The 25,047-nt window shown below is 45.1% G+C and carries 22 protein-coding genes; 7 read left to right on the top strand and 15 right to left on the bottom strand.

The genetic code is table 11. The features are described 5' to 3' along the window. Window positions 1–230 precede the first annotated feature (230 nt). The 7 genes from MHB84_RS20795 to MHB84_RS20765 all read right to left on the bottom strand — a co-directional run bounded on the left by MHB84_RS20795 (window position 231) and on the right by MHB84_RS20765 (window position 6,548). Window positions 231–1,712 (bottom strand): methyl-accepting chemotaxis protein, encoded by a 1,482-nt coding sequence (locus MHB84_RS20795; protein WP_076287956.1) that lies wholly within the window; start codon window positions 1,710–1,712, stop codon window positions 231–233. Between the two features lie 299 nt (window positions 1,713–2,011). Next, window positions 2,012–3,055, bottom strand: coding sequence for a pectate lyase family protein (locus MHB84_RS20790; RefSeq protein ID WP_076287955.1), 1,044 nt, complete (start codon window positions 3,053–3,055; stop codon window positions 2,012–2,014). 197 nt (window positions 3,056–3,252) lie between these two features. Further along, window positions 3,253–4,395 carry a DUF4179 domain-containing protein gene (locus MHB84_RS20785; protein WP_076287954.1) on the bottom strand — a complete coding sequence of 381 codons (1,143 nt, stop codon included), beginning with the start codon at window positions 4,393–4,395 and terminating at the stop codon, window positions 3,253–3,255. Beyond that, window positions 4,385–4,933 carry an RNA polymerase sigma factor gene (locus MHB84_RS20780; RefSeq protein ID WP_256716740.1) on the bottom strand — a complete coding sequence of 183 codons (549 nt, stop codon included), beginning with the start codon at window positions 4,931–4,933 and terminating at the stop codon, window positions 4,385–4,387. Before MHB84_RS20780 ends, MHB84_RS20785 begins: the two co-directional genes overlap by 11 nt. 138 nt (window positions 4,934–5,071) lie before the next feature. Continuing rightward, a complete protein-coding gene (locus tag MHB84_RS20775) occupies window positions 5,072–5,398 on the bottom strand; it encodes a hypothetical protein (protein ID WP_076287953.1) in 327 nt (108 codons plus the stop codon). 35 nt (window positions 5,399–5,433) lie between these two features. Beyond that, window positions 5,434–6,060 carry an SMI1/KNR4 family protein gene (locus MHB84_RS20770; RefSeq protein WP_076287952.1) on the bottom strand — a complete coding sequence of 209 codons (627 nt, stop codon included), beginning with the start codon at window positions 6,058–6,060 and terminating at the stop codon, window positions 5,434–5,436. A gap of 38 nt (window positions 6,061–6,098) precedes the next feature. After that, window positions 6,099–6,548 (bottom strand): DUF6386 family protein, encoded by a 450-nt coding sequence (locus MHB84_RS20765; RefSeq protein WP_076287951.1) that lies wholly within the window; start codon window positions 6,546–6,548, stop codon window positions 6,099–6,101. A gap of 251 nt (window positions 6,549–6,799) precedes the next feature. On the opposite strand from MHB84_RS20765, the gene MHB84_RS20760 reads away from it, so the two are divergent. Beyond that, entirely contained in the window at window positions 6,800–7,177 is a 378-nt protein-coding gene (locus MHB84_RS20760) for a PilZ domain-containing protein (protein ID WP_076287950.1), read from the top strand. 68 nt (window positions 7,178–7,245) lie between these two features. Here the strand turns inward: MHB84_RS20760 and MHB84_RS20755 are convergent, their stop codons facing one another. After that, window positions 7,246–8,592 carry a uracil/xanthine transporter gene (locus MHB84_RS20755; protein ID WP_076287949.1) on the bottom strand — a complete coding sequence of 449 codons (1,347 nt, stop codon included), beginning with the start codon at window positions 8,590–8,592 and terminating at the stop codon, window positions 7,246–7,248. Then, window positions 8,589–9,173: an ankyrin repeat domain-containing protein gene (locus tag MHB84_RS20750; RefSeq protein ID WP_076288281.1), complete on the bottom strand. Its 585-nt coding sequence runs from the start codon at window positions 9,171–9,173 to the stop codon at window positions 8,589–8,591. The genes MHB84_RS20755 and MHB84_RS20750 overlap by 4 nt, the downstream gene beginning before the upstream one ends. 184 nt (window positions 9,174–9,357) lie before the next feature. Between MHB84_RS20750 and MHB84_RS20745 the strand changes: the two genes are divergently transcribed. Continuing rightward, on the top strand, window positions 9,358–10,251 hold the full coding sequence (locus MHB84_RS20745; RefSeq protein WP_076287948.1) for a LysR family transcriptional regulator: 894 nt from the start codon (window positions 9,358–9,360) through the stop codon (window positions 10,249–10,251). A gap of 103 nt (window positions 10,252–10,354) precedes the next feature. On the opposite strand, the gene MHB84_RS20740 is transcribed toward MHB84_RS20745, so the two are convergent. The 5 genes from MHB84_RS20740 to MHB84_RS20720 all read right to left on the bottom strand — a co-directional run bounded on the left by MHB84_RS20740 (window position 10,355) and on the right by MHB84_RS20720 (window position 17,124). After that, window positions 10,355–12,244, bottom strand: a complete 1,890-nt coding sequence (locus MHB84_RS20740; protein ID WP_076287947.1) for a beta-glucoside-specific PTS transporter subunit IIABC — start codon at window positions 12,242–12,244, stop codon at window positions 10,355–10,357. Window positions 12,245–12,370: 126 nt separating this feature from the next. Further along, window positions 12,371–13,222: a BglG family transcription antiterminator LicT gene (gene licT / locus MHB84_RS20735; protein ID WP_053781440.1), complete on the bottom strand. Its 852-nt coding sequence runs from the start codon at window positions 13,220–13,222 to the stop codon at window positions 12,371–12,373. 234 nt (window positions 13,223–13,456) lie between these two features. After that, the gene (locus tag MHB84_RS20730; protein ID WP_076287946.1) at window positions 13,457–14,881 is read right to left on the bottom strand and encodes a glycoside hydrolase family 1 protein; all 1,425 of its coding nucleotides are present in this window, start codon (window positions 14,879–14,881) and stop codon (window positions 13,457–13,459) included. 215 nt (window positions 14,882–15,096) lie between these two features. After that, the gene (locus MHB84_RS20725; RefSeq protein WP_076287945.1) at window positions 15,097–16,554 is read right to left on the bottom strand and encodes a glycoside hydrolase family 1 protein; all 1,458 of its coding nucleotides are present in this window, start codon (window positions 16,552–16,554) and stop codon (window positions 15,097–15,099) included. A gap of 279 nt (window positions 16,555–16,833) precedes the next feature. Continuing rightward, window positions 16,834–17,124 carry a hypothetical protein gene (locus MHB84_RS20720; protein WP_079696310.1) on the bottom strand — a complete coding sequence of 97 codons (291 nt, stop codon included), beginning with the start codon at window positions 17,122–17,124 and terminating at the stop codon, window positions 16,834–16,836. Between the two features lie 148 nt (window positions 17,125–17,272). On the opposite strand from MHB84_RS20720, the gene MHB84_RS20715 reads away from it, so the two are divergent. From MHB84_RS20715 to MHB84_RS20705, 3 genes are all read left to right on the top strand, one after another. After that, on the top strand, window positions 17,273–18,337 hold the full coding sequence (locus MHB84_RS20715; protein ID WP_076287944.1) for a suppressor of fused domain protein: 1,065 nt from the start codon (window positions 17,273–17,275) through the stop codon (window positions 18,335–18,337). Between the two features lie 18 nt (window positions 18,338–18,355). Continuing rightward, a complete protein-coding gene (locus MHB84_RS20710; RefSeq protein ID WP_076287943.1) occupies window positions 18,356–19,114 on the top strand; it encodes a LuxR C-terminal-related transcriptional regulator in 759 nt (252 codons plus the stop codon). A gap of 116 nt (window positions 19,115–19,230) precedes the next feature. After that, entirely contained in the window at window positions 19,231–20,019 is a 789-nt protein-coding gene (locus tag MHB84_RS20705) for a hypothetical protein (protein WP_063565378.1), read from the top strand. 106 nt (window positions 20,020–20,125) lie between these two features. Here the strand turns inward: MHB84_RS20705 and MHB84_RS20700 are convergent, their stop codons facing one another. Beyond that, on the bottom strand, window positions 20,126–21,877 hold the full coding sequence (locus MHB84_RS20700) for an ABC transporter ATP-binding protein (protein WP_076287942.1): 1,752 nt from the start codon (window positions 21,875–21,877) through the stop codon (window positions 20,126–20,128). 146 nt (window positions 21,878–22,023) lie between these two features. On the opposite strand from MHB84_RS20700, the gene MHB84_RS20695 reads away from it, so the two are divergent. Together MHB84_RS20695 and MHB84_RS20690 are read left to right on the top strand one after the other, a co-directional pair. Beyond that, on the top strand, window positions 22,024–23,466 hold the full coding sequence (locus MHB84_RS20695; protein ID WP_143764562.1) for an ABC transporter permease subunit: 1,443 nt from the start codon (window positions 22,024–22,026) through the stop codon (window positions 23,464–23,466). A gap of 12 nt (window positions 23,467–23,478) precedes the next feature. Beyond that, window positions 23,479–24,993, top strand: a complete 1,515-nt coding sequence (locus MHB84_RS20690) for an ABC transporter permease (RefSeq protein ID WP_076287941.1) — start codon at window positions 23,479–23,481, stop codon at window positions 24,991–24,993. Window positions 24,994–25,047: the final 54 nt, after the last annotated feature.

The following is a 25,047-nucleotide window of genomic DNA, read 5'->3' as shown; positions in this document are numbered from 1 at the left end:
CCTGCCATTAATTATTTTTTTACAAATTCTTCTTCCTTCCATTATAGTGGGCCTGGATGAACATCCACAATTGTTTCATTGAAAACAGTCAGAGCGATCGGCCATCAAAAAAATAAACAAGCCTGCCCCCACATCATGGTTGGAGACAGGCTAAATAGACTGAACTTTGAGTATAAAATTGGAGTAATCAGGTGACTCCGATGCAGTAAGCTAGCTTCAGCTTAAGTATTTTACAGCGTACCCGTTGCAGAAACTACTTCGTTCTTATCCGATACCAACTCGTTCAGGTCCACAATCAGTTGCTCCAGTTCTCCGAAGCTGTCCACCATCTTCTGGGTCAGATTGCGCTGCTCCTCCATACTAGCAAGAATTTCTTCCGTAGCGGCACTCGATTGCTGAGTCACACTTGAAATTTCTGAAACCTCATTAACCACTTTGGTAGAGGAATCTCTCATCGTGGCTGAACTGCTCTCGATATCTGCGGCCTGATTCAATACTTGCTGAGAATTGCTGTTGATCGTGCGGAAAACTTCTTCTGCCGTTTGCACACTGTCTTTTCCTGCTTCCAAAGCGAGTCGAATACGCCCAAATCGATCCGTCAACGCCTGTGTCTGTCCTCTCAAACGGGACAAAATAGCAGCAATATCACTGGCCGACTGGCCGGAGTGCTCTGCCAGCTTGCGAACTTCCTCCGACACGACTGCAAAGCCGCGTCCATGTTCTCCTGCACGGGCTGCTTCAATCGCTGCATTAAGCGCAAGCAGATTTGTCTGATTTGCAATATCTGAAATACTGTTCAGCATTAGCGACATGGACTCACTTTCCTCGTTAAACTTACTCATATCATCGGCTGTGGTATTAATCGTTTCATACAGCTCCTGCATCTGAACATTCAGTTGATCCATTTGTGTGCTGCCTGTTTCTGTACTGGTTGCCATGCTGGCTGACAGTTCTTTCATCTGAAGTGAGTAGGAAGCAACATCGCGAATATGCTGATCCGACAAGGACAAGGACTCTGAAATTTCTGCTACACTAGTAGCCTGGAATTCAGCCCCTTTGGCCACTTCACTAAATCCCAGCGTCACTTCATGGGTAATGGAGCCGGTGTCGGTTACTTTTTGCTTCAGTTGATCCGTATAACGAGATAGGCCATCTACAGATTCTTTGACCCTTACAAGCATTGTTTCCACTCTCATTTTGGAATGCTCCACCTCTTGCCACCTGGCCTCGCTATCCCAAAAGAGTCTTTGATTCAACTGGGAAACCATCATCAGAATGGCTCCAGTAAGTGCAAACAACCCTACATCAACAATATAGCCAATAAACTCCTCGGAGCTCTTTGTCTCCACCAGAACAACCTGCAGAATACTAATAACAAGCAGCACGAGAAATCCGGTTGTGAACAGTTTCTTGTCAGGATAGAGCAATAACACTGAAGTGATAACCAGACTTAAAGTGATGTTAACACTTCCCCAGCCTGCGTAGACGCCACAGATTGTAATCAGGAGTGTACAAAGCCACGGGATCACATGAATATACTTCTTTTTGATATTGGCGTACGTTACCCAACCGGTGAATAAAATAGCTACCCCACTCGAAACAAGCAGCTTGGGTTCCAGAAAGGCCATACCAAAACCGATGGCAACAATAACCCACAGGATGATACAGATTAGCTTGTTCCTTTTCCAGATGATTTCATCATAACGATTCATGAATTTCCCGTCCTTTTTATCAATTAAATACGCTGGTGAAACATTTCTGTACTATCTTTTATCAGTCTATGGTCCTTGCTTATGAATAAATCGCAAAATCCTAGGGCTTTGTTATAGTACATTAGGTCTTCATAAACATGAAAACACACTTACTATATATCGGAATTTTATTATAAATTTTTAATATATGAAGGGATATAATATGTACTTATATTTCAGAAATTTTATTTGGTTTTCTCCATAGTAAAAGCCCGTATCAGGGATACGGGCTTTTTCATGTTAAGGGGATCAGCTACCTTTTATTTCCCGAACACAAGTGTGTTGTTAGACGAACCTGCATACTTGGTGACAAACTCGCGAGCATAACTGGCTGTCTGCACTTCATAGCTGTAGTTGGTACTTGGTCTCCAACCTGTTTGGGGAGAGGATGGGCTGCTCAACGCAGGTGTACTGCCTGTATCCGTAAATTCTCCGTTTCCTTTATCATCCAGAATGCCGCCTTTTTCAGCGCCTGCACCGAAATAATTGTTTTCAGAATATATGCGTGCTTTCTCGCCAATGGTAATGGCCTGGTTAAAATTGTTGGCGTAATTGTTTTTGATATGGAAATAACCGTATCTCATGAGACCAGGACCACGTACATACAGGTTTTCAAAATAGTTGTTTGCCATCGTTACATGAGGTACACCATTATAGCTGCTGTTGCCATCATTCGGATATCCAAGAATAATTCCGTATTTGTGGTTTGCAAATTTGGAATTGCTGATCGTAATATAATCTGCGCGATCCCCAATGTACAGGAGCTTGTCCAGATCACTTCCGCTCGAGCTGTAGCTATGGCCGGAGAACGTCACGTGATCAATCCAGTAGTTGGAGCCTGAAGTAATATACATCTGGATATCGTCGTTAGCATTAATATTGGAAGCGTGTTCAAAAGTCAGATTCTGAAAAATGACATTGCTTGAGCTGGACGTCGATCTGAAATGAATGTTCGTCAGTGTGTGTTTATCAAAGGAGCCTACCAACGTTTTGTTCGATCCAAATTCGACTTTCTGCAACGTAGAGGAAGAAATATTTTGTTCAATAACCAGTATTTTAGCTGTTGTGCCTGCCATATGTGTTCGCAGATCGTTCAGATTGCTGATGTAGATGACCTGACCGTTCTTACCACCTGTCGTGGCTGATTTGGATACACCACTCTCATTTTTGGCGTTACCGGCAAAACCTGTTAAACCATTCGTGCCTGTGTTGGGATAACTGGCCGCACCATATGTAGCGGGTGCCGTGGAGACCGTCAACAATAACAGTGTTACAGCGAGTAAAAGAATCGAAAATTTCTTCAAAATTTCACCATCCTTTATAATTTTATCCTGAAAGACAAGTTGATTATATCGTGTAACATCAGATGTGACAATACAAAAATTGCAATTTAACCAATATTTTTATTTTTTTGCAACAGCAGTCCCCGTATAAGAAAAATGAAAAGACGACACAAAGTCATCTACAAAAACCATGACTTTGTATCGCCTTCTTCTAAATCCTATTTGATTTTCAGTTCCAGCTTATGTTTCTCCGCTTCCTGCAAGTCATCGTAAACTTTGCCGGGTTCAGTTGGTATTTTCAATACAAGCGATTGAGGATCGTCCAGCATATTGCTGCTGTAGTATAAAATCATCCCGTCTTCTGTTTCGCTACCTCGATACATTAGAAGCTTGGTCTGCTTACCATTCTTGGTTATAGAAACAATCTCGTAAGGATGTACTGATTCACTTATAGATTGTTTGGTTTGGAAATCAAACTTTTTATTAGGTTCATAGACAAGTTTGGCTTGTATAACAAGTGGAGAAATCTCGACTTGAGATAACATCACCTCATGGCCGTCAATCGTAAATAACTGATTAAGTTTTATAATTTCCGTCTTGGGAACCGAAAATTTGGGGTCTAAGTCAAAAGAAATCTTCATCAGTTCTGAATATCGCATTTCGGGTCGCTTTGTCCCTGTTTTTGGGTCTGCTAGCTTCCCCGGATCGAGGGAGACGATTTGAAAGTCGAGCATTAACTTTTCAGGAAATGCATCAGTTCGATTGAGGTTAATCGCAGTTCGACCGTATATGATATGGTTCCCTTTGGGTACTTGGACTCCCCCCGCATTACTATCATCAAATTTATGATTGGTCAGCATGTCAGTTACCCTGGAACGGTTCACCGAATATATCTCCTGGGAAGCATCCGTCTCGGCTGTGTACAATATGATAATCTTGTTTTCATCCGCCATCACTGCATTGACGGTTAACTGATATATTCCTGATTTCACAGAACGATCCACGAGCTGCACATAACCATTGTTAATTGCGGATGCAATCGTATTTCCATCTACATTCTTTTCAGCCAACTCCCGAAAAGGTTCAAGTACTCCCCAATACTGTGTAGGTGCGCTATAGGTTGCCTGTTGTGGTGTGGAACTGCCAAGCGGACCCAGCAGCAGCCAACCTGCTGCCAAAGCGGTTACAAGCATCGCAGTAATCCACTTTAATTGCACATGACCTGTCATTCGCCGAGTTCTTGCCTTTGCCAGACCTCGCTGAATGGCAAACGCCGTGTCCGCCGGATTCAATTGCTGTCTCTCCAGCTTAACCTGGGAAGCATCTGCGAAAAGTGCCTGTTCCTCCGGACTAGTTGTCATGCCAATCCCCCCTGTTCTTCATCTGTTTCCGTAACAGTTCCAACCCTTTATGCTGCCAGGTCTTGATGGTGCCCTCCGGTTTGCCAAGAATGGAGGCAATCTCAATTGACGTCATGTCGTTATAGTATTTCAGCAGTAATACATGGCGGTATTTAGGTTTGATTTTCTCAAGCATGGACCACATCGCAAGTCTGTTGTCACTGCATCCTGCAATGGCAGAATCGGATATCGCCTCCTCCAACCCTTCGCTCGGCAGAGGTGTGGCCCGTTTGCGACGCCTTTGTTCATCAATGCACACATAGATCAGAATACGAATAATCCACGATTTGAACGCCTTCTCATTTTTCAGAGAGCGACGCTTGATCCAGGCCCGGCATGTCATCTCCTGTACCGCTTCGAGCGCATCATGACGATTACGCAGGTAACTGTAGGCTATGGAGATCAGCATGTCCTGATGTTCCATGATGGATTGGACAAATGCCGTCTCGTCTTCGCTCTGTACAAACAGCATCTTTTTCATCTCGGCTTTGGTTTCCACCCCGCAATCCCCTCCTCCTCTCTTTCTATGGTTTAAGACGGATGAACAAGCCAAACCGTTTTTTATTTATTTTCCATCACAAAAAAGCCCCGCCTAATCCTGAGGAGGAAGCTCTTGTATTGATTTCCGCATCATTATTTAAAGATCAAACCAGTCCAGCTCATTATCATCCTGATTCGTAGCCGCTCCCATCTGTTTCAGCCAGTTTGCCGCGAATTCACCTCCTACATGAAACAGACAATAGATGTATAACTCTCCCTCTACAATCTCATCCATTCCCGATGCCACTTCAATCGAGACTTGTAGAGCTTCAGGCCAGGATGAACCCTCCTGAATTAACGCAAACCCATCTTCATAATGCTCCAGCTTATACAAGTCAGAGAAAGTTAAGGAATCCGCCAGTCGCTTCACAATCCGAGGTAAAATGACAGGATTTGTTGTTCTGATGCCATATTCCCAGCCCACATGGTACCTCCTTTAATCTAAAAGTTAGCTAAAGGCTACCACTCTTGCTCATTCAATTCATTGATCGAGCGGTCCAGCCACAATTCATACCAGTCGAGAAAACCCAGCCGCTCCGTGTTGCCCATATAATGATCTGGATAAATTCCATTACTGTTCGCTCGATCATCGGTCCAGATCTCTCCGAAGGACAATCCCTTGACAATCAGATTGAGCGACACGCCACATCCAAAATCGCTGATTCGCAGCATCCCTGCCGACCATTTTGGATCATAATACTCATGTTCAAGCGCTGCCCACTCATCCTCTTCTTTGCTGTCGTCGTACCAGTCCACATCCCAATTCCAGGATTCCACATGTGGAAACGGCTCAGAAATTGCATTCAACTCATCATCATAATCCATCACCAAATATATGCCGTTCTCCGGCTTTTCCAGCCCATAATAAGGACCTGCACCACCACTTCCAATCACAAGCAAAAAAGCTTGATACTCTTCAGGTAGCTCTATCTTCCATTTCTGTTCAAAAGCTTTAATTTCGTCCAATGTCCATACCGGAGCCATCTCATATTGATGATTCTCTGCCCCAAACAGATTCCGCTTCGGGTCCAGAGTCTGGAGTTTGTTCAACTTTCCCTGTATGCGTTCCAACTGTACCTTGTACATGTATGTAAGCCTCCTTCCATCGCGTTGTACCTATAACGTCAGATTCGAATCAAGTCATTCAAACTATTTTCGCTTTGCAGACTGGGTTTGATGGTAACCGAAATTTGGTTGTCTTTCTTCGTTACCGCACATGCATAATTTCCGGGCTTCATCTGGAGCAACACACCACCGCAAGACTCATCGGGTTCTAGCTCGCCCCCAGTGACATCCTCCGCCGCCCCCAGATACACGTTACCGGAAGGGACACGTAGATGGTATACCTGTGCATTCTCCAGTTCCTTCTCCGCATCATCCAGACTCCATGTCACCTCATACTGTCCATCTTCACCCAGATTCAGAAACAAACAGTTGCCTGCATTTACCTCAATCAGTTCATCTTCCGCAATAGACCACCAGTCCGGTGTATCTTCAACACGATGTTTTAGCGCCGCCAGATCATACAGGCACAGTGCTGCCGTATCCGTGAAGAACTGAAACTTCCCATTCATTCTTCATCTCTCCTTTCTAATTCAAAATAAACACCCGTTCCTTTCCCAACTGATCCAGGTGAGAAATCCGAACCATATCCAACCATTATATCAAGCCCGGCACACAGGTTAAAGGCATTCAAGAGTTAACTAGGTTCATGTTATACATGTGAAGAATTAAGGTGTTAGCAAACAAGGTTAATCTCTTCATTTTTTTAGCAAAATTGACGATATAATGATAACTGACTTTTTTTGATTTTGTGGAGGAAACCATGGCTATCAACCTTAGAAGAGAACCTTTTCGCTATATTTTAAAGGAACCGATAATGTTCGAAATTTTTATTCTCAGCATTAACGGCGCCTCTGCACCACCCAAACCCATTCAAGCGGAATTATGCGATATCAGCCGATCCGGTTGTCAGCTTTCATTTCCGTTAAATCTGCATGTGGAGTCCAATAACATTCGAATCGGCATGAACTTGCTGCTTTTTGAAGACCCCTTGTATTTGGAAGGAACGCTGCGCTGGGGCAAAGAAGAGAATAACCGATGGCACTACGGCGTACAGCTGGAGATCCAGCAAGGTAATCATGAGCGTCTATCCAGAGAAATGAGAATGCTTGCGGGGCAAGGCAAAATTATGGTGAAGTAACCCGGCAAGCACCAACCTAACAAAAAAAAACAGCCCGGTGAACCGGACTGTTTCAACATTTTAGATATTCAGGCTGCTTTGGTCGCAGTCGTAGTATTGTCCATCTTGGACCAATCCACTGTGGTTTCAAGCAAAAGTGACACCACAACTCCAATGACAAGCCCATTGCTAATGATCGGAATGAGATACATGGGTAGAGCCTGAAAAGCTTCAGCAGGGATGTTCATTACAGCAACACCTGTAAGAACCGGCAGTGCCACACGATAGATTGTTTTGGAATTAAAAGTGGTGCCTTCAAGCGTTCTTAGAGCTGTACCAAACATTTGCAAATAGGCAACAAATAGCACGGCACTCCCTACACTGGGAGGAATTTGTGCGAAAAAGGCTGTCACAGAAGGCGTCAGTCCTAATATACATAACATGCCTGCTCCAACAACAAACGCAGCCCGTTTCAGAATACGGGTGCTCTCCAGAAAACCAATCGAAGAGGCAAATAATCCGAACGGCAGCACACCTACACACGCAGATAACATGGTGAACAATCCCGTGAGCATGTATGATCGTTTATATTGTTGGCTGGACGTTTGCACTCCATAAATTTTTTCGACAGAGCTTAACGTGGTGATGGAATTTGTCATATTCACCAGCCCGACAAAAAAAGCTGTGATGACAATACCCGGCTCCCACTTCGGCGTCCCCCACGGAAACCAGGAAAACAGGTTTAAATTCTGATGACCGGATGCTCCTGCATGTTGTCCAGGGAACACAAAACTGTAGGCAATCCACCCCGTCACGATGCCAATCAGGATGGAGTAGTTACCGAGCTTGCCTTTTCCCTTAAGCTGGATTAAGGCCACTAGAAACGCTATGGCAACGGACAACGCCGCTACAGGCAGGTTGAAATTGCCAAACTCGGTATATCCAATCATGCCTTTGAAGAAATTCATGGTCAATTGAATCGTCATCAGAAATAACATCGCACTCTTGACCATTGGTGTGAACAGCTTCTGAAGCACATGCGCAGCTCCAAGTCCGCCCAGGATCATCATCGTCAGACCCGCTAACAGAAAACCCGCAGCCAATCCTCCCCCGATACGTTCCAAACTCATGCCGGCTGATGAAGCCGAGGCCGTTAAGCTTAGTGTCAGCCCCCACCATAATCCCGAGGGACCATCCATCACGGCATAACGATGGCCGAAGAACGCCTGTAATATACACACAGCCCCAGTAAGCAAAAAGGCATACTGCATCGATGCAGCAATGGCCTCCGGTGAAAGCTGAAAATTATGTCCGATAGATAACGGCACCACCACAGTGTTGGTAAACAGGAAGAAGAACCACTGAATGCCTGCCAATGCAAGCGATGACGCACCCTTTATATTATTTTGCAAAGATTGCTCTTGATGTCTGTTCATGATTGAGTTAACATTCGCTCCATTTCTTTATAATGATGCCTCTGGGCATGCGCAAGTGCAGTGACGCCGTCCCGGTCAGCAATGAGGCGATCCGCACCATGTTGCAAAAGCAATGCTACGATCTGCTGATGGCGAGTGCCGCCATCCCCCAGAATGACCGCTTCCAGCAAAGCTGTCCAGCCCAGATTGTTGATATGGTTCACATCCACATCCGTGCATTTCAGAAGGATCTCCACAATATCGACATGACCTCGATCTGAAGCAGGAATCAGAGCTGTGCCACCAAACCGATTCGTAATCCGGGTATCAGCACCTGCTTTTATAGCCAGTTCGACCATTTTACGCAAACCTTCCGCACTGGCATACAGCAGCATGTTATCCAGTCGTTGATCCTGGATGTTCACATCCGCTCCCGCTTCAATAAGTGTGCTTGCCGTCTCTGGTTTGTTGCCATTAACCGCGGCCATCAGAGGTGTCCGTCCTCGAGCATCCCGGTCATTCACTCCAGTCCCTTGTGCGATAAACCGTAGCACATCATCCGTATGTCCAGCTTCAGCAGCTGCATGTATTGTTTTCAGCATCGCACCTTCACCCTCCAATTTGTCGCCATCCTCACGGCATATATTCAATACATCATAATCTACATGTGTGATTTGAAGTGTTTAAACCTTATGTATGTTAACATAGGATAATAGTATATTAAAAATACATGTTTTGTTGGTTTCCCATATGAAAAACATATCGCTGCATATAAGGAGAACACACGTGGATATCAAACAATGTCGCTATTTCATCGCGATTGCCGAGGAGAGACAGATCACGGCGGCAGCGCGCAGATTACACATGGCTCAGCCTCCTTTAAGCCAGCAGCTCAAGTTGATGGAAGACGAACTCGGCGTAGCTTTATTTGAACGCAAAGGACGCAGCATGGAGCTGACACAGGCCGGTCGAAGCTTCTATGATTATGCGGTTACGATGACCAAATACATGGAAGAAGCTGTCATGGAGATGCAGAGCTTCCGCTATGGTATTCGGGGCAAGTTGTCGCTTGGCATTAATACCATTTCAGATCGTTTGATCCCGCAGGCGCTCCAGCAGTTTCGGACAACACACCCTCAGGTGACCTATAAAATTCAGCAAAATGAATCTGCACAGCTCTGCCAGCTCTTGGGTGAAGGCAAAATCGAGCTTGCCTGTGTGCGGATGCCTGTCAAAACAGAACAATATGAAGTGCTGCATCTACCGCAGGAAGCTCTCTTCTATATTTCCTCCACACCGCTGAAGTCAGCGGATGAGCGTGGGATTTATTTTCAAAAGCTGGCCGATATCCCTCTCTTGCTTCCTAGCACTGAAGGACTCGGGATGTTCGAACTAATACTACAGAAATTCCGTGAGCATCACGTGAATCCTTCGATTGCGGGCGAATGCTCGGATATTAACATGTTGCTGGAACTTGTGCGACTCGGTTTTGCAAGCTCCATCGTGCCCCATACGGTTCTTCAGCTTTATCATGAGCATCCGTTTCATATCTATCGTATTCAAGATGCGCAATCTGCCGTAGATTCTGCGCTTGTGTGGCATCGCAATCGTCATCTTTCCAAGCCCGCGCAGCACTTTGTGCAATTGGTTCAGGAGCTGCTGCCTTCACGCTCGGTATAGTGTCCAGCAGACATCGGCCATTAAGAATATCGTCCATATACTAAAAAGCAGCAGCCTTGCCGGAACAATTCCATCCGGAAAGACTGCTGCTTTTTGATGTTCGTTAAGCTTTTGCCGTGAACAACAAATCTTTTTCCTTAATCGTTGTACGTCCGGCAGACTCAATTGAATTATATTGATGCATGTTCGTAATGATGACCGGCGTAATCGTTGTGTAACCGGCTTTTTCGATTTCTTCTCTGTCGAATTCCATCAGTACATCACCAACGGCAACCTTCGCTCCTGCTTGAACTTTAGGGGAGAAGAATTGACCTTTCAGTTTCACGGTATCAATCCCGATGTGAATCAGCATTTCAGCGCCGTCATCACTAACGAGACCAATGGCATGTCCACTCTTCGACAACGAGAATACTGTACCGTTAATTGGAGAAACCACACGGCCTTCCGACGGCTGAATCGCAAACCCTTTACCCATAATCTCTTCGGAGAATGCAGGGTCTGGAACTTCGCTCAGTGATTTAACTTCACCAGTAATTGGGCTAAATACATCTTGATCCAGCGCTTTAGTTTCTTCAACAGCAGTTACTGCTGAAACAGAAGTCGTTGCTGCTGGTGTTGTAGGCTCAGCAGCTGGTACTGCTTCAGGAACATCTTCGAATCCAAGAATGTACGTCAGAATTGCTGAGACTACAACAGCAACGATAATTCCGATCAGAGCGTATACAAATGTCGGACCAATAATCATCGGAATCCCGGAAAGACCTGCCAGACCACCGATGACATAAGCTTTGGTTTGGAAGAAACTAACGAACGCTCCACTAATTGCTGCACCGATTAGGGCTGCGACAAATGGTTTCTTGAATCGCATGTTAACCCCGTACATTGCCGGTTCTGTAATTCCCATAAGCGCAGTAACACCCGTTGATGCAGATAGGGACTTGATTTGTTTGTTCTTGGATTTTAAAGAAACACCCAGAGCACTACCTGCTTGTGCAAAGTTTGCCATCATCATAAGTGGAATCAGGTAATCATATCCCAATGTTGCAATGGAACCGATCATGATTGGAACCAGTGCATAGTGCATACCTGTAATAATCAGGAGTGAGAATGCACCGCCCACAAGCAAACCCGCAAACAAACCAGCGTTGTTGAACAACCAGTTAATACCATCTGTTAATCCGTTACCGATAATAACACCAAGCGGTCCTACAGCAATCATCATTACTGGAACAATGATAAGCAGTGTAACGGTAGGTACAACAATCAATTTAAGTGAAGCATGTGTAACCTTGTCGATGGCTTTTTCCACGTAAGAGGCTAGCCAGATCGCAATCAGAATCGGGATAACCGAGGACGCATAGGTCGCTGCTACAACCGGTAATCCGATGAACGATACATTTTCTCCTGGTGCAAGCAAGGCTGTAATGGTCGGGTGCATAACCGATGCACCAATTGCCGCACCGATGTACATGTTGCTGCCGAGTTTACGAGCGGTACTAATCCCGAGAATGATCGGCAGGAAGTAAAACGCACCGTCACCGATTGCCGACAGAATGATATACGTAGAACTTGTAGCATCAATCCAGCCAAAAGTAAGCAGCAATGCCACAATACCTTTGAGCATCCCCGCACCGGTGATCGCTGGTAGGATTGGTGTAAACACGCCTGAGATGAAGTCAAATACAGCACTCAGCGGATTTTTCTTTTTACTTGTTCCACTTGAAGCAGCTGGTTTGGCATCAGGGGATTTGGACATGTTGCCTACAAGTGCATTATACACAACAGGCACATCGTTCCCGATAATGACCTGGAATTGTCCGCCATTCTCCATAACGCCCATAACGCCAGGTGTATTTTTCAGCGTCGCTTTGTCCGCTTTTTTGTTGTCATTCAGGTTAAACCGGAGTCTTGTCATACAGTGTGTGACTTGATCGATGTTCTCTTCGCCACCAACAAGCTTCAAAATATCCTTGGACAATTGTTGTTTATCCATTGTGTTTTGCTCCTTTTATGTGTAATGAAGGTAAAAAAAAACCTAAACACTGAATAATGACAAAGCAGTTTCAGCTTATCATTATTCAACGTTTAGGTTTTGCCTTTTTTGCAGTAACAATCCCAATTATTCAATTGTTTGTTCAGTTCTGACAACTCGTTCAATATGAATGGTCAGATATAGGATTTCTTCCTTGGATAAGACCCGGCTATAGATCTTGCGAGTATAGTCGTTAATCTTACAAGCACAAGCATGTGCCTCAGGATATTGTTTGCTCACCAGGTCATGAAGCGGATTATCTGCTTCCTTATCTTCAATCGCTGTACCGTGTAGTACGCGCTGAGCAAAGAACTTCAAATGTGTCAGGAATCGATAATAACTCAGCGAATCCTCATCCAGCTCAATGACAAAGCTGCGTCGTACAATGTTGAGTATATCTTTTACGATATTCGTAATGCTGATGGTTTCTCTCATCTCACCGTTCATCTGGGCATTGACCAGATGCATTGCGATGAATGCGCATTCGTCTTCAGGAAGCAGGACACCCAATGTTTCTTCAATAATCTGAAGTGCCTTGAGCCCAATGGCATATTCCTTGCGGTACATGCGCTTGATCTCCCAGAACAATGCGTTACGAATCTGCAAGCCTTGACGATGCCGGTCAATGGCAAAATGAATATGATCCGTCAGTGAAATGTAGATGCTCTCATGCAACTTCTCACCTAATACGGTCTCTGCATAACGGATAATTTCATCCGAGCATTCGACATATTCAACTGGAATATCTGACAGAAGCGTTTTCAGTTTCTGCGATACTTCCTTGCTTTCCAATGAGAATATTTTTTCGACCAGACTGTCGTCTATCGTTTCACCAGTATGCTTTTTGAAGGCTATGCCCCGTCCCATGACGACCAGTTCGTTTCCTCCTGGATCAATCACAGTAACTACATTGTTGTTCAGCACCTTCTCAATTTTCATTTCTTCACATCACCTTGCACCGTCAAAGTAGTAAAAGGCAAAACCAAAGCTGGTCATGAAACACATGCCCCGCTTCTGGTTTTGCCTGATTGAACAGTAACAATCCAGTATTCATTAGCCTTAGGCCCATCTTACCATATAATTATCCATCTGACAATGTTTTTGTGAAAGCGGTTAATATGCTTGAATATGACACAAGAAGATGCTGCCCACATATGTCTTTGGAACTAGAAATTAATGGTCGTCGGATTTTAGACTTGCGCCGTTTGTACCAATAACTTCTTTATACCAATGGAATGATTTTTTCTTGTAACGATCCAGGGTACCTGATCCGTCATTGTTACGGTCCACATAGATGAAGCCATAGCGTTTCTTCATCTCTGCTGTGGATGCACTCACCAGATCGATGCAGCCCCATGAGGTATAACCCATGACTTCAACGCCGTCTTCAATCGCTTCGCCTACTTGTACCAAGTGATCATTCAGGTACTGAATCCGGTAATCATCATTCACCGTTTTATTGCCATTTTCGTCAGTGACCAGCTCATCGGCTGCACCCAAACCATTTTCGACAATAAACAATGGTTTTTGATAACGATCCCAGTATTTATTGAGCGTTACGCGCAGGCCTTGCGGGTCAATCTGCCAGCCCCATTCACTTGCTTTGAGGTAAGGGTTCTGTACACCTGCAAACAGATTCCCTTTGCCTTCAACACGCTTCTGTGGGTCACCTGTCTCACAAATACTTACATAGTAACTGAACGAGATGAAGTCCACCGTATGTTTCAGAATTTCAGCATCGCCATCTTCAAACTTGATGTTGATATTATTCGCTTTGAAGTAACGATTGATGTATTTCGGATAATAGCCACGTGCATGAATATCGGCAAAGATGTCATTCCGCTGTTCTGCATGCATTGCAGCTACCACATCATCTGGATTTGGTGTCAATGGATAGGTTGGCATACTGAGTACCATACAGCCAATTTTCGCTTCAGGCATAATCTCATGACCCAGTTTTACTGCCATCGCACTTGCCACCAGCTCGTGGTGAATTGCTTGGTACAGATCCTGTTTGGACAGTTCCGCTTTTGGTGTAAAGATGCCGCCACTCATGAATGGTTCTTCCAGAATGGAGTTAATTTCATTAAACGTCAGCCAGTATTTTACTTTGCCTTTGAAACGGTTAAACAGAACAGTTACATAACGCTCATAGAAATCAATCATTTTACGATTAACCCAGCCATCATACGTTTTGGACAAATGCAGCGGTGTCTCATAATGAGAGATCGTTACGAGGGGTTCAATCCCGTATTTGTGGCACTCGTCAAACAGGTCATCATAGAACTGCAGACCTTTTTCGTTTGGCTCCAATTCATCGCCATTAGGGAAAATACGGGACCAGGCAATGGATGTACGGAATACTTTGAAGCCCATTTCAGCAAACAACTTAACATCCTCTTTGTAACGATTGTAGAAATCGATACCGATCAATTTCAGGTTATCCTCTGTCGGTCCTTCCGTTCTTGGCGTCGTAATCCCATGCGGCATTACATCCTGAACAGACAGGCCTTTGCCATCTGTATTGTAGGCTCCTTCGAGCTGATTGGCTGCGACTGCGCCGCCCCATAGAAAATCCTTCGGAAATGGTGTTGTCATATCTGTCATTCCTCTCTGGTTACGTTGTACTCATTCTTTGTTAAAACGGTTGACCCTATGCCCGTGAACACATCAAAAAGCGGACATTGCGCAACTAAAAGGGCTTCAGATCAGCCTGCTTTCTGTTGGGTTTTGCCCGCTTTATGCGGTAACAATCCTTGAATAGCCTAATTACTTACAGCGATCCGGGTTTAAGATACAGGAATCAGATCAAATTATAGTTGCTCACCATTGCTGGCAATTACGTTTTTGTACCAGTCAAACGAATCTTTCTTCGAACGTTTGAGTGTTCCGTTACCTTCGTCGTCCAAATCCACGTAGATGAAACCATAACGTTTGGACATTTCAGACGTGGACATGCTCACAAGGTCAATCGGGCCCCATGCTGTAAATCCAATCAGATCCACACCGTCTTTGATCGCTTCTTTCATTTGTTCGATGTGTTTCTTCAAGTAATCCACACGATAAGAGTCATGGATTGAACCGTCTTCTTCAACACGGTCATATGCACCCAGGCCATTTTCTACGATGAACAATGGTTTCTGGTAACGATCCCAGAAGTTATTCAACGTTACGCGCAGACCGATCGGATCGATCTCCCAGCCCCAATCGGAAGCTTCCAGATAAGGGTTTTTCACACCGCCAGTCAGGTTACCTGCTGTTTCTTCCTTGTCTGCGGATGCAGATTTGGTTACGGACATGTAGTAACTGAAGGAAATGAAATCAACGGTATTATTGAGCAAGATCTCATCATCGCCTGCTTCTTTCTGAATCACAATGTTGTTTTCTTCAAAATAACGAGCCATGTAGTTCGGGTATTGACCACGAGCATGCATATCCGTAAAGAAGAGGTTAATCTGATTCTCATGTTGCGCCAGACGAACATCTACCGGATTACAAGTCGCCGGGTACGTTTCCATACGAGCAAGCATACAGCCCACTTGGGAACCAGGAATAATTTCATGTGCAAGCTTGGTTACCAGTGCACTTGCTACAAATTGGTGATGCAGCGCTTGATATGTCGTTTGCAGTTGGTTGTCTACTTTATCGATCAGGATACCGCCGCCTGTGTACGGGCTAAACAGCATCACGTTGATTTCATTAAACGTCAACCAGTATTTCACTTTATTTTTATAACGGTTGAACACAGTCTCTGCATATCTCACATAGTGTCCAATCAATTCACGACCTGCCCAACCATTGTATTTCTGTGTCAGACCCAGCGGAGTTTCATAGTGAGACAAGGTTACCAGCGGTTCAATGCCGTATTTCAACAGTTCGTCGAAGACGTCGTCATAGAATTTCAAACCAGCTTCGTTCGGCTCTTGGTCGTAACCATTCGGGAAAATACGTGCCCAGTGAATGGACAAACGGAACACTTTGAAGCCCATTTCAGCAAATAATGCGATATCTTCTTTATAGTGATGATAGAAATCAATACCAAAACGTTTAGGGAAACGTTCTTCAATTTTGCCGGAGAGGATCTCTTCAATTCGTGTAGAGGAGATTTCCATGGCATGTCCGCCTGTACGCTTCTCTTTGGGAACATGCGCAATCATATCCGCAGTAGAGAGACCTTTGCCGTCCTTATCAAATGCACCTTCTAATTGGTTGGCAGCTGTAGCGCCTCCCCACAGGAAGTTTTCGGGGAATCCTTTTTTTGCCGTGGTCATAACGAACAACCTCTTTTCGAATTTTATTTGGGTTTTTCCCGAATACAGCGGCTGTATTTCAGGCCAAAAAACAAGAAAAACCTAAACTCAAGGTAAAATAGCTCGCAAAAAAAGAGCCTTCATTTCACCATCAGTTTAGGTTTTGCCTGTCTGCACAGTTACAATCCATCAAAAGATGTTATTGCGTATTCGGTTGTTTTCTCTTGTAATGTAAGCGTAACATATCTATTTTGCAAAATCAACTTTCCTCTTTATGCACTCGCTGACCACCTTTGGACGTTATCGAGGCATTCGCATAATCGCTGCTCTTAGGGCATTTGTATCCCCGTATTCGAGGTAGCTGGCAGGACTTTCGTCGCCCAATGCAGGAACTTTCATGTCTATCCATCTTAGCGCATATTCACCCATTTCACATAATATAACCTTGCTAATATCTGCCGGAATCCCCCGCTGCTCTGCACATTCAGCCCATTTTGGGTCCACATGTAAATATGATTTTTCAAAGAGTTGCACAAATGAGTCCCAACTGCCCTGATTAAATTCCGCCAGATATAACTCTTTCATACTCATGTAAATTCCCTCCCTGAAATAGACATCGTAACCCCCAAGTCCTACGATAAGCAATTCATCCTTAAGCCGCTTGAAACCGATTTGGAAAAAGGTAGACTTAATTTTAAATGTTTTTCGGGAAAATGGATAGCCAAGGAGGAACACAACAATGACTGAAGAAGCAAACACATCCGGTTGGGATGCCATTGATATAGCAGTTGGTAAGTTATATGGAGATCAGGAACCACTTCACTATGGTACAGCCATTCCTTATATGCTCGGTGGACCTGATCCGCTAAATGGAATTAGCGTATACAAAGTGGATGCCCCCATACCTCACTGGCATTTCATTACCTATGGTTTTTCAGAACTGTATGAGAAGGAATCGGAAGATATCGAGCATAGCGGTTATGGATTTGAAATGACGTTTCGGCTTACCCGGAGTGAGGGTGAGTCCACACCCCCGTCTTGGGCTCTGAATCTATTACAGAACGTTGGACGATATGTTTTTACTAGCGGGAACGTATTTCATGCAGGAGATTACATGGATGCAAATGGCCCCATTTGTCTCGGCTCAGATACATTACTAACCGCACTTTCTTTTATTGAAGATCCTGATCTGACAGAGATCTCCACACCCAATGGAACGGTGAAATTCATTCAGATGGTGGGAATCACCGGTCTGGAACTCGAAACGATGCAAACATGGAACACCCGCGGATTGTTAGCAGCCTTTGTTGAATTCATGCCAAAATACGTTACGGATCTCATGAGAAATTCATATTTGGATATCCCCTCAGTGATACAGGCTGTTGAGCGCGGGATTGAAGAGGAAGGTTCCAGTACAGCATTTTTATTCATACAACAACTGGGCTGGATATCTCCACGCAAGAGAATACTGCAAAAAAGTGTACCCGCTGAACTCCAGATCGGAGCAAAACAAGCCCAAATTATCGGAAAAATACTACGTAGCCGCTTTTCAAAAGGCGCTCCACTGTCCCTAATCGGATCAGGAGTGAACATTACGTTCGAAGCCGGGGGGACACCTTCATTTTCTGAGGATGGCAACCAGATTAAGGTAGTTGTGCATGAACAAACCGTATCGGAGTTAGTTGCAAACCTTCGCCCAGTCGAGCAAACATTTGAAATTGCTTCACTACCCGGCGTTCTCTTTCGAATTGCCCGCACTGAAATTACCGATCAGGATGGTCATGTGATCGAAACCATCGGTTGATCACAAGGAGGTAACCATATGTCAAGAACATCTTCCTTACGGAAGAGCTGGTCCGAGAGCGAAAATTTTACTCCCGGTATGGCACATATTCAATATTTAACGAAAACCAATCTGGACAGGATTCGCAAAATTAATCATTTTCTGATTAACGCCTTCCAGCAGAGTCTCTCGGATATCAAAGAAAACCTGTCCAACACATATCTCTTTCTGCTCACCGACGCGCATGGAGTTCTGCTTGCCATGGATTATAGCCCCGATCTGGAACAAGTGGTGAAACAGTCACCCATCCGCCCGGGTATGATCTTTACAGCTAGAAGCTGTGGCGTCAATGCCATATCCGAATCTATGGATAAACATGGGCCTGTTCAGCTGTCCCCTGAGCAGCATGAGAATCCACTTTTTCAGAACTGGCATTGCTACGCTGCACCTTTGTCGGTCGGTCTTCAACATGTTGGCTACCTAGACGTCTCCACCATTAATGCAGACATCCAGAGTGAGCTGATTGCAATCGCCAAGCTGATCCCGGCCCATATGCAAAATCGGTATCAATCTAACCTTGCCTCGTCGGTAACAGAGCAGCCATCGATTGAATTCACGAAGCGACAGTTAACCATTCTGAAAATGATCTCTAACGGACTGACAGTTAAAGCCATTGCTTTGAAATTGAAAATAAAGGAATGCACCGTAAATCACCATAAAAAAGTGATTTTCAACAAATTAGGTGTACAATCCAGCACGGAAGCTGTTTCAATTGCCAGCCGTCTGTCTTATCTATAAAGGTACACCTATAGATTCCTATAGGTGGTCAACACGAACATCTGTGCTAAGATTTTTAGGTACACATGAATTAGAGAGAGAACAAGAACACACACACACATTTTCAGGAGGGTAATATGTCTAATCCAAAAAAAGCTTCATTGTTTGCCATGTTAATTATGATTCTGTTGGTTGCTGCAGCCTGCGGCGACAAAGCGGATAACAACGCCAAATCGAAGGAATCCACTGCAACAGAAACCACTGCCGGCACAGATACAGACACAGCCAAGACAGAAGATACGGAGAACACGGAGAGCTCCGAAGCATCCACTTCCGAGTCCAAGGAAACAGATAACTCCAAAGACGTTGAATTGGGAACTACGGAAAAAGGCTCTTACAACAATGACTATTTCGGTGTTTCGTTGAAATTCCCCGAAGCTTGGGAGTTCCAGGATGCCGCAGGCATGAACGAGCTGACTAACGCTTCCTCCGAAGTTATTGCTGGAGACGATGAAACGAAGAAAAAACAAATTGAGCTATCTCAGGCCAAAACACTGAACCTGTTGATGGCTTCACAATATCCATTGGACGGAAGTCAAGTTGGCCCTTCCGCAATGGCGATTGCTGAAAAAGTAAGCCTGCTGCAAGGAATTCGTACCGGTAAAGATTATCTGAAAGCAACGAAGAAATTCATGGAGGACAGCCAGTTCCCTTATGAATACAAGGAATTCACAACCGAAACCATCGGTGGCAAAGAGATGGATCTGATGCAAATTACGATGGATGCGGGCAATGGTTCAACCATTACGCAAGATTACTACAGCACCATTATTGAAGGTTATGCATTCAACTTCATCTTCACCTATTTGGATGATACTACAAAGGCCGAGATCGACAACATCAAGAAATCCGTTCAGTTCAAATAATACACTCACTGTCACAGTGCCTGCTGTGCATGAATAGAACCCCGCGCAATGACCTTCCACAGATCATTGCCGGGGTTCTTTTTCGAGTAAAAATGAATGTTTCACCTTATCCGGAAATGGCCACCCAATGTCCCTCTTTGACTTCCACCCATCGGGACTGTTCCAGATTATAGCGATCTTCCACTTCTACCGTCTCTCTTGGGGCTTCGTTTACATCATGACGTTTTTTCTTCGCTTCCACAGCCGGGTCCGGAACCGGAATAGCCGATAACAAGGCCTTTGTGTACGCATGCTGAGGGTTCGAATATAGTTCTTCACTTTCTGCTAACTCCACAATCTTCCCATTATACATGACAGCTACACGATCACTGATATGTTTAACCATGGACAAATCATGTGCAATGAACAGGTATGTCAGACCGAGTCGCTGCTGCAATTCTTCAAGCAGCTGTACGATCTGAGCCTGAATGGACACATCCAACGCAGACAAAGGCTCGTCACATACAATAAATTCAGGTTCCACGGCCAGCGCACGAGCGATTCCGATCCGCTGCCGTTGACCACCCGAAAATTCATGAGGGTATCGCTGGGCATGAGCCGGATCGAGACCCACCATCTCCAGCAATTCCTCCACACGTTTTTCCCGCTCAGCGGGGCTGCCGGCAAGATGATGAATATCCAAGGCTTCCCCAATAATGTCCATAATTCTAAATTTCGGATTAAGCGAGGCATACGGATCCTGGAAAATAATTTGCATATGTCTCCTCATCGTTTTCATCTCTGAGGCAGAGAGGCGGTTGAGCGGCACTCCTTTAAACAGCACATCCCCACCTGTAGGTTCATGCAGTCGTAGAATGGCTCTGCCTGTAGTCGATTTCCCGCTGCCCGATTCGCCTACGACCCCAAGCGTCTCCCCTTGGCGAATCTCGAAACTGATATCGTTCACAGCTTTTAAAGTGTTGCCTTTCCCCAAATTAAAATGTTGTTTGAGGGACTTCACTTCCAGTAAAGGCTGATCATCTTCCAGATCGCGTGGCACCAACGAGACGAGTTTCGGCTTTTTCTTCTCATCCAGTCGAGGTAATGCATTCAACAGCCTGGACGTGTACGGATGCTTCGGATTTGCAAAAATCTCTGTAGTTGTGCCGGATTCCACAATCTGCCCGTCTTTCATGACCACGACCCGATCACACATGCCTGCCACTACTCCGAGATCATGGGTAATCAGAATAATAGAAGTTCCCAGCTGTGCCTGCATATCTTTCATCAAATTTAGGATTTGGGCCTGGATAGTAACATCAAGCGCAGTTGTAGGTTCATCCGCAATCAGCAATTCAGGACGGCAAGCAAGAGCAATAGCGATCATCACCCGCTGACGCATACCTCCGGAGAATTCATGTGGGTACTGATTGAAACGTATTTCACTTCGGGTGATACCAACGAGCTCCAGCATGGCAATCGCCTGCTTCTTCGCTTCCCCTCTGGAAAGCTTCTGATGTTTAATCAGACTTTCGGTGATCTGTTTTCCGATTTTCACAGTCGGATTAAGCGAGCTCATAGGGTCCTGAAAGATCATGCCGATGTCACGGCCACGGATACTCTCCATCTCTTTTTGCGTTTTATGGACCAGGTCTACCCCTTTAAACAGGATCTCACCCTTTTTCATCTGCGAAGGAGGCGAGGCAAGCAGCCGCATAATGGAACGTGCCGTAACACTCTTCCCACTGCCGGATTCCCCTACAATGCCAAGCGTTTCGCCTTTCCGCACTTCAAAACTGACTTCTTTCACCGCCTGAAATTCACTCTCTCCGGAATGAAAAGAAACGGACAACTCATTTACTTTCAACAAAGGTTGCATGTGATCACCAGCCCTCATCCATATTTTCACATGTGCTCATATGTATACTCTTCCATACCTTGACAATTAAATAGACTCTAAATAATATATACTATATCAATCGGAATAATGCAATTTAAAATGAGATGAAAGGAGGCTCGCATGGTTTGAATCTTGCAAAAGGCAGCAAAATGTCACAGCTTGTTTACACCCTGGGATTTAATTATGGCAAAATGCTGCTTCATCCCTCCTATCGATATGTTCTATTTATTCTCGGACTGCCCGTTAATTTGGTTGTACTTCTGATCTGGCAATCTAGACGAAAAAGGGATGGCTGGGCCGTGGTTCAACAAGCTGTTGAACGTGATATGCTCTCCACTTCTTATCGGGATAAACTTAGGACGGACGTTGAAGAACAGTTGAGGCGTAAACACCATTTCTTTCGGCAGCAAGTCAGTGAGACAGAGTTTAAGCGTCAGACGGAGGAATGGCTGGAGGAATCCGTTCAGAAGGAGTTAAAGGAACGAACGTTCAGCAAGCTTCAGAAACAGGGAAAACAGCGCCTGACGATGGCTGATACATTCCAATCGATGATTGATAAACCTTGGTTCCTTGCGATATCAGTTATTCCGGGCTGTCTGATGTACGCCATGATGTTTTTGTATGGCAATCCTTATCTAAAGTACATATTCGAAAGAATTCTGATGACGGTATTCGTCATTCTGGGCGTAGCTACACTTGTATTCACCATCTTGTACCTGTCCCCATTCAATCCGGCGGCCAACATCCTAGGAGAGACAGCGACACAGGAACAGATCGCAGCTTTTAACCATGTCTATGGCCTGGATCAGCCCTATCTTGTCCAGCTCTGGAACAATATCAAGGGCATAGCGCTATTTGATCTCGGTAAGTCTTTTTCAGGGAATGAAGATGTCACGGCTACGATCGCCAGAAAGTTTCCAATCACGTTAACACTGGCCGTTATCTCCTTGCTGCTTGCCCTTGTCATTGCATTGCCAATCGGCATCATCTCGGCGATCAAGCCCAATTCACTGTTTGATTACACATTCATGTTTATTGCATTGATTGGATTATCGATTCCGAATTTCTGGCAAGGACTGATTTTCATCCTGAATTTTTCGATCAAGCTGCAGTGGCTTCCGGCTACCTTCAATCCACAGAACTGGCTATCTATTATTATGCCAACGATTGTTCTGGGAACGGGATTAACCGCTGCGGTGGCCCGTATGACTCGGTCTTCCACACTGGAAGTTATTCATGAGGATTACGTGATGACTGCTCGTGCCAAAGGATTAAGTGAACGACAGGTTCTGCTGAAACATGCTGTGCGCAATGCGCTAATTCCAATCGTAACCGTTGTAGGTCTTCAATTCGGAGGCATGCTTGGCGGGGCGGCTGTAACGGAGAAAGTATTTAATATCAGCGGACTTGGCAGCTACATTGTGGATAAACAGTTTATCCCTGATATTCCGAGCATTATGGGCGGGGTCATATACACAGCGATTACAATCTCCATCATTAATGTTGTGGTAGATCTGTTGTACGCTTTTGTCGATCCCAGGGTTCGTTCCAAGATGAAACAATATTAAAGCAGGTGCACTATGACAAAATCGGGTTCACTTACACAAGAAATGAGTTTTCGGCTTAAGTCTTCACAGGAGTACAGTCAGGCGAGCTTCGCCTGGGTCACTTCCCTTCTCTTGTCGGTGTTACTGTTGTTCAACAGTTATGACTGGAGCCTTCAGGAGTTCAGACCATTTCTGCTGACTGCGCTTGGAATCTACCTATTCTTCACGCTGGTCCAGAGTGTGCTGACGCTCCGGATTCGGAGAGACCTGATTCGGCAGGGGACAATCTCTGTGCTGACTCGCAGACTCGCCTGGGTCCAGCTGTTGGGTATCATTTCAGGCAATATCTTTATCGTGACGGCCGCTTTTCATCTGATCAAGAAAACAAAAAGCATTGAGTATACATTTGCGGTGTATATGCTGCTGACCCAGCTGTTCGTTATTGGGGTCTCGGCACTCAATATGTTTAAAGCATATGTTGCGGATACGTTTTTGCCAGCTATGGCTGTGCTCGTACTTGTGCTTGTCATCGATCTGGTGGTGCTGTTTATCGTATCCCGGTATACGTCAGCCTCGACCATCCCACGCTGGATGCTGGGCGTGAGCGTGATCCTGATTCTGACTTCGGTCACCGGAAATGTGTTTGCACTGCTGCTGGGTATTTCCATCATTGGACGAATCCGCAGACAGGGTAAACAAAAATCCAACTTCTGGAATGATCTGTGGGAGCGTCTTGCTCCGAATGTCACGGCAATGTCCGGTTTGTTTTTTATCATTTTCCTGTTCTCGATATCGATTTGCAGCTTCTTTACTTTTGATTACAGCATGGCTGTAGAAAATAACTACTCTGCCTTGCTTCAGTCTCCATCGCTCGCCTATCCCTTGGGAACGGATGACTTTGGACGATGTTTATTTTCCCGGATTGTATTCGGTGCCCGTATATCATTGATCGTAGGATTCATGTCAACTCTGATTCCGGTACTGATAGGCGGTATTCTCGGAGCCTTCTCGGGATTCTATGGGAGACACACAGACAATATCATCATGCGACTGCTGGATATTCTCTATGCTATTCCGGGTATTCTGCTCGCTATCGCCATCATTGCGGCGTTCGGGGCCAATACGGTCAATCTTATTCTCGCACTCAGCTTGGGTTCGATCCCAACTTATGCACGAACCATGAGGGCTAGTGTGCTCTATGTATCTACGTTTGAATTTGTTGAAGCTGCACGTGCACTGGGTTACAACAATCGCTCCATTATTTTCAAACATATTATTCCAAACTCGCTCGCACCCATGATTATCAAGTCTACACTTACGATTGGCGGAGCGGTCATTGCCACCAGCAGTCTGAGTTATTTGGGGCTCGGCGTGGAGCCGCATATCCCCGAGTGGGGCAATATTCTGAAGCTGGGCAGCACGTATCTGGAAACCCATTCGTATCTGGCCATCTATCCAGGTCTTGCGATCATTCTGCTCGTGCTCTCGTTCAACTTTCTGGGTGACGGACTACGCGACGCGCTTGATCCGAAGCTCGAAAAGGGTTAACCACTGCTACAATATTCAACTCAAACTCAATTTGATTTCCAATGATTATGAACT

Origin of the sequence: Paenibacillus sp. FSL F4-0087, assembly GCF_038020215.1 — a bacterium.
Classification (GTDB): domain Bacteria; phylum Bacillota; class Bacilli; order Paenibacillales; family Paenibacillaceae; genus Paenibacillus; species Paenibacillus taichungensis.
This window is presented reverse-complemented; position numbering and strand designations above follow the sequence as displayed.

Excerpts from the sequence above, each read along its gene's own strand:
- MHB84_RS20725 (WP_076287945.1), bottom strand. The coding sequence starts at position 16,554 with ATGACCACGGCAAAAAAAGGATTCCCCGAAAACTTCCTGTGGGGAGGC.
- MHB84_RS20720 (WP_079696310.1), bottom strand. The coding sequence starts at position 17,124 with ATGAGTATGAAAGAGTTATATCTGGCGGAATTTAATCAGGGCAGTTGG.
- MHB84_RS20705 (WP_063565378.1), top strand. The coding sequence starts at position 19,231 with ATGTCTAATCCAAAAAAAGCTTCATTGTTTGCCATGTTAATTATGATT.
- licT (WP_053781440.1), bottom strand. The coding sequence starts at position 13,222 with ATGAAAATTGAGAAGGTGCTGAACAACAATGTAGTTACTGTGATTGAT.
- MHB84_RS20715 (WP_076287944.1), top strand. The coding sequence starts at position 17,273 with ATGACTGAAGAAGCAAACACATCCGGTTGGGATGCCATTGATATAGCA.
- MHB84_RS20740 (WP_076287947.1), bottom strand. The coding sequence starts at position 12,244 with ATGGATAAACAACAATTGTCCAAGGATATTTTGAAGCTTGTTGGTGGC.
- MHB84_RS20785 (WP_076287954.1), bottom strand. The coding sequence starts at position 4,395 with ATGACAACTAGTCCGGAGGAACAGGCACTTTTCGCAGATGCTTCCCAG.
- MHB84_RS20755 (WP_076287949.1), bottom strand. The coding sequence starts at position 8,592 with ATGAACAGACATCAAGAGCAATCTTTGCAAAATAATATAAAGGGTGCG.
- MHB84_RS20710 (WP_076287943.1), top strand. The coding sequence starts at position 18,356 with ATGTCAAGAACATCTTCCTTACGGAAGAGCTGGTCCGAGAGCGAAAAT.
- MHB84_RS20730 (WP_076287946.1), bottom strand. The coding sequence starts at position 14,881 with ATGACAACACCATTTCCGAAGGATTTTCTATGGGGCGGCGCAGTCGCA.
- MHB84_RS20690 (WP_076287941.1), top strand. The coding sequence starts at position 23,479 with ATGACAAAATCGGGTTCACTTACACAAGAAATGAGTTTTCGGCTTAAG.
- MHB84_RS20795 (WP_076287956.1), bottom strand. The coding sequence starts at position 1,712 with ATGAATCGTTATGATGAAATCATCTGGAAAAGGAACAAGCTAATCTGT.
- MHB84_RS20765 (WP_076287951.1), bottom strand. The coding sequence starts at position 6,548 with ATGAATGGGAAGTTTCAGTTCTTCACGGATACGGCAGCACTGTGCCTG.
- MHB84_RS20700 (WP_076287942.1), bottom strand. The coding sequence starts at position 21,877 with ATGCAACCTTTGTTGAAAGTAAATGAGTTGTCCGTTTCTTTTCATTCC.
- MHB84_RS20750 (WP_076288281.1), bottom strand. The coding sequence starts at position 9,173 with ATGCTGAAAACAATACATGCAGCTGCTGAAGCTGGACATACGGATGAT.
- MHB84_RS20760 (WP_076287950.1), top strand. The coding sequence starts at position 6,800 with ATGGCTATCAACCTTAGAAGAGAACCTTTTCGCTATATTTTAAAGGAA.
- MHB84_RS20770 (WP_076287952.1), bottom strand. The coding sequence starts at position 6,060 with ATGTACAAGGTACAGTTGGAACGCATACAGGGAAAGTTGAACAAACTC.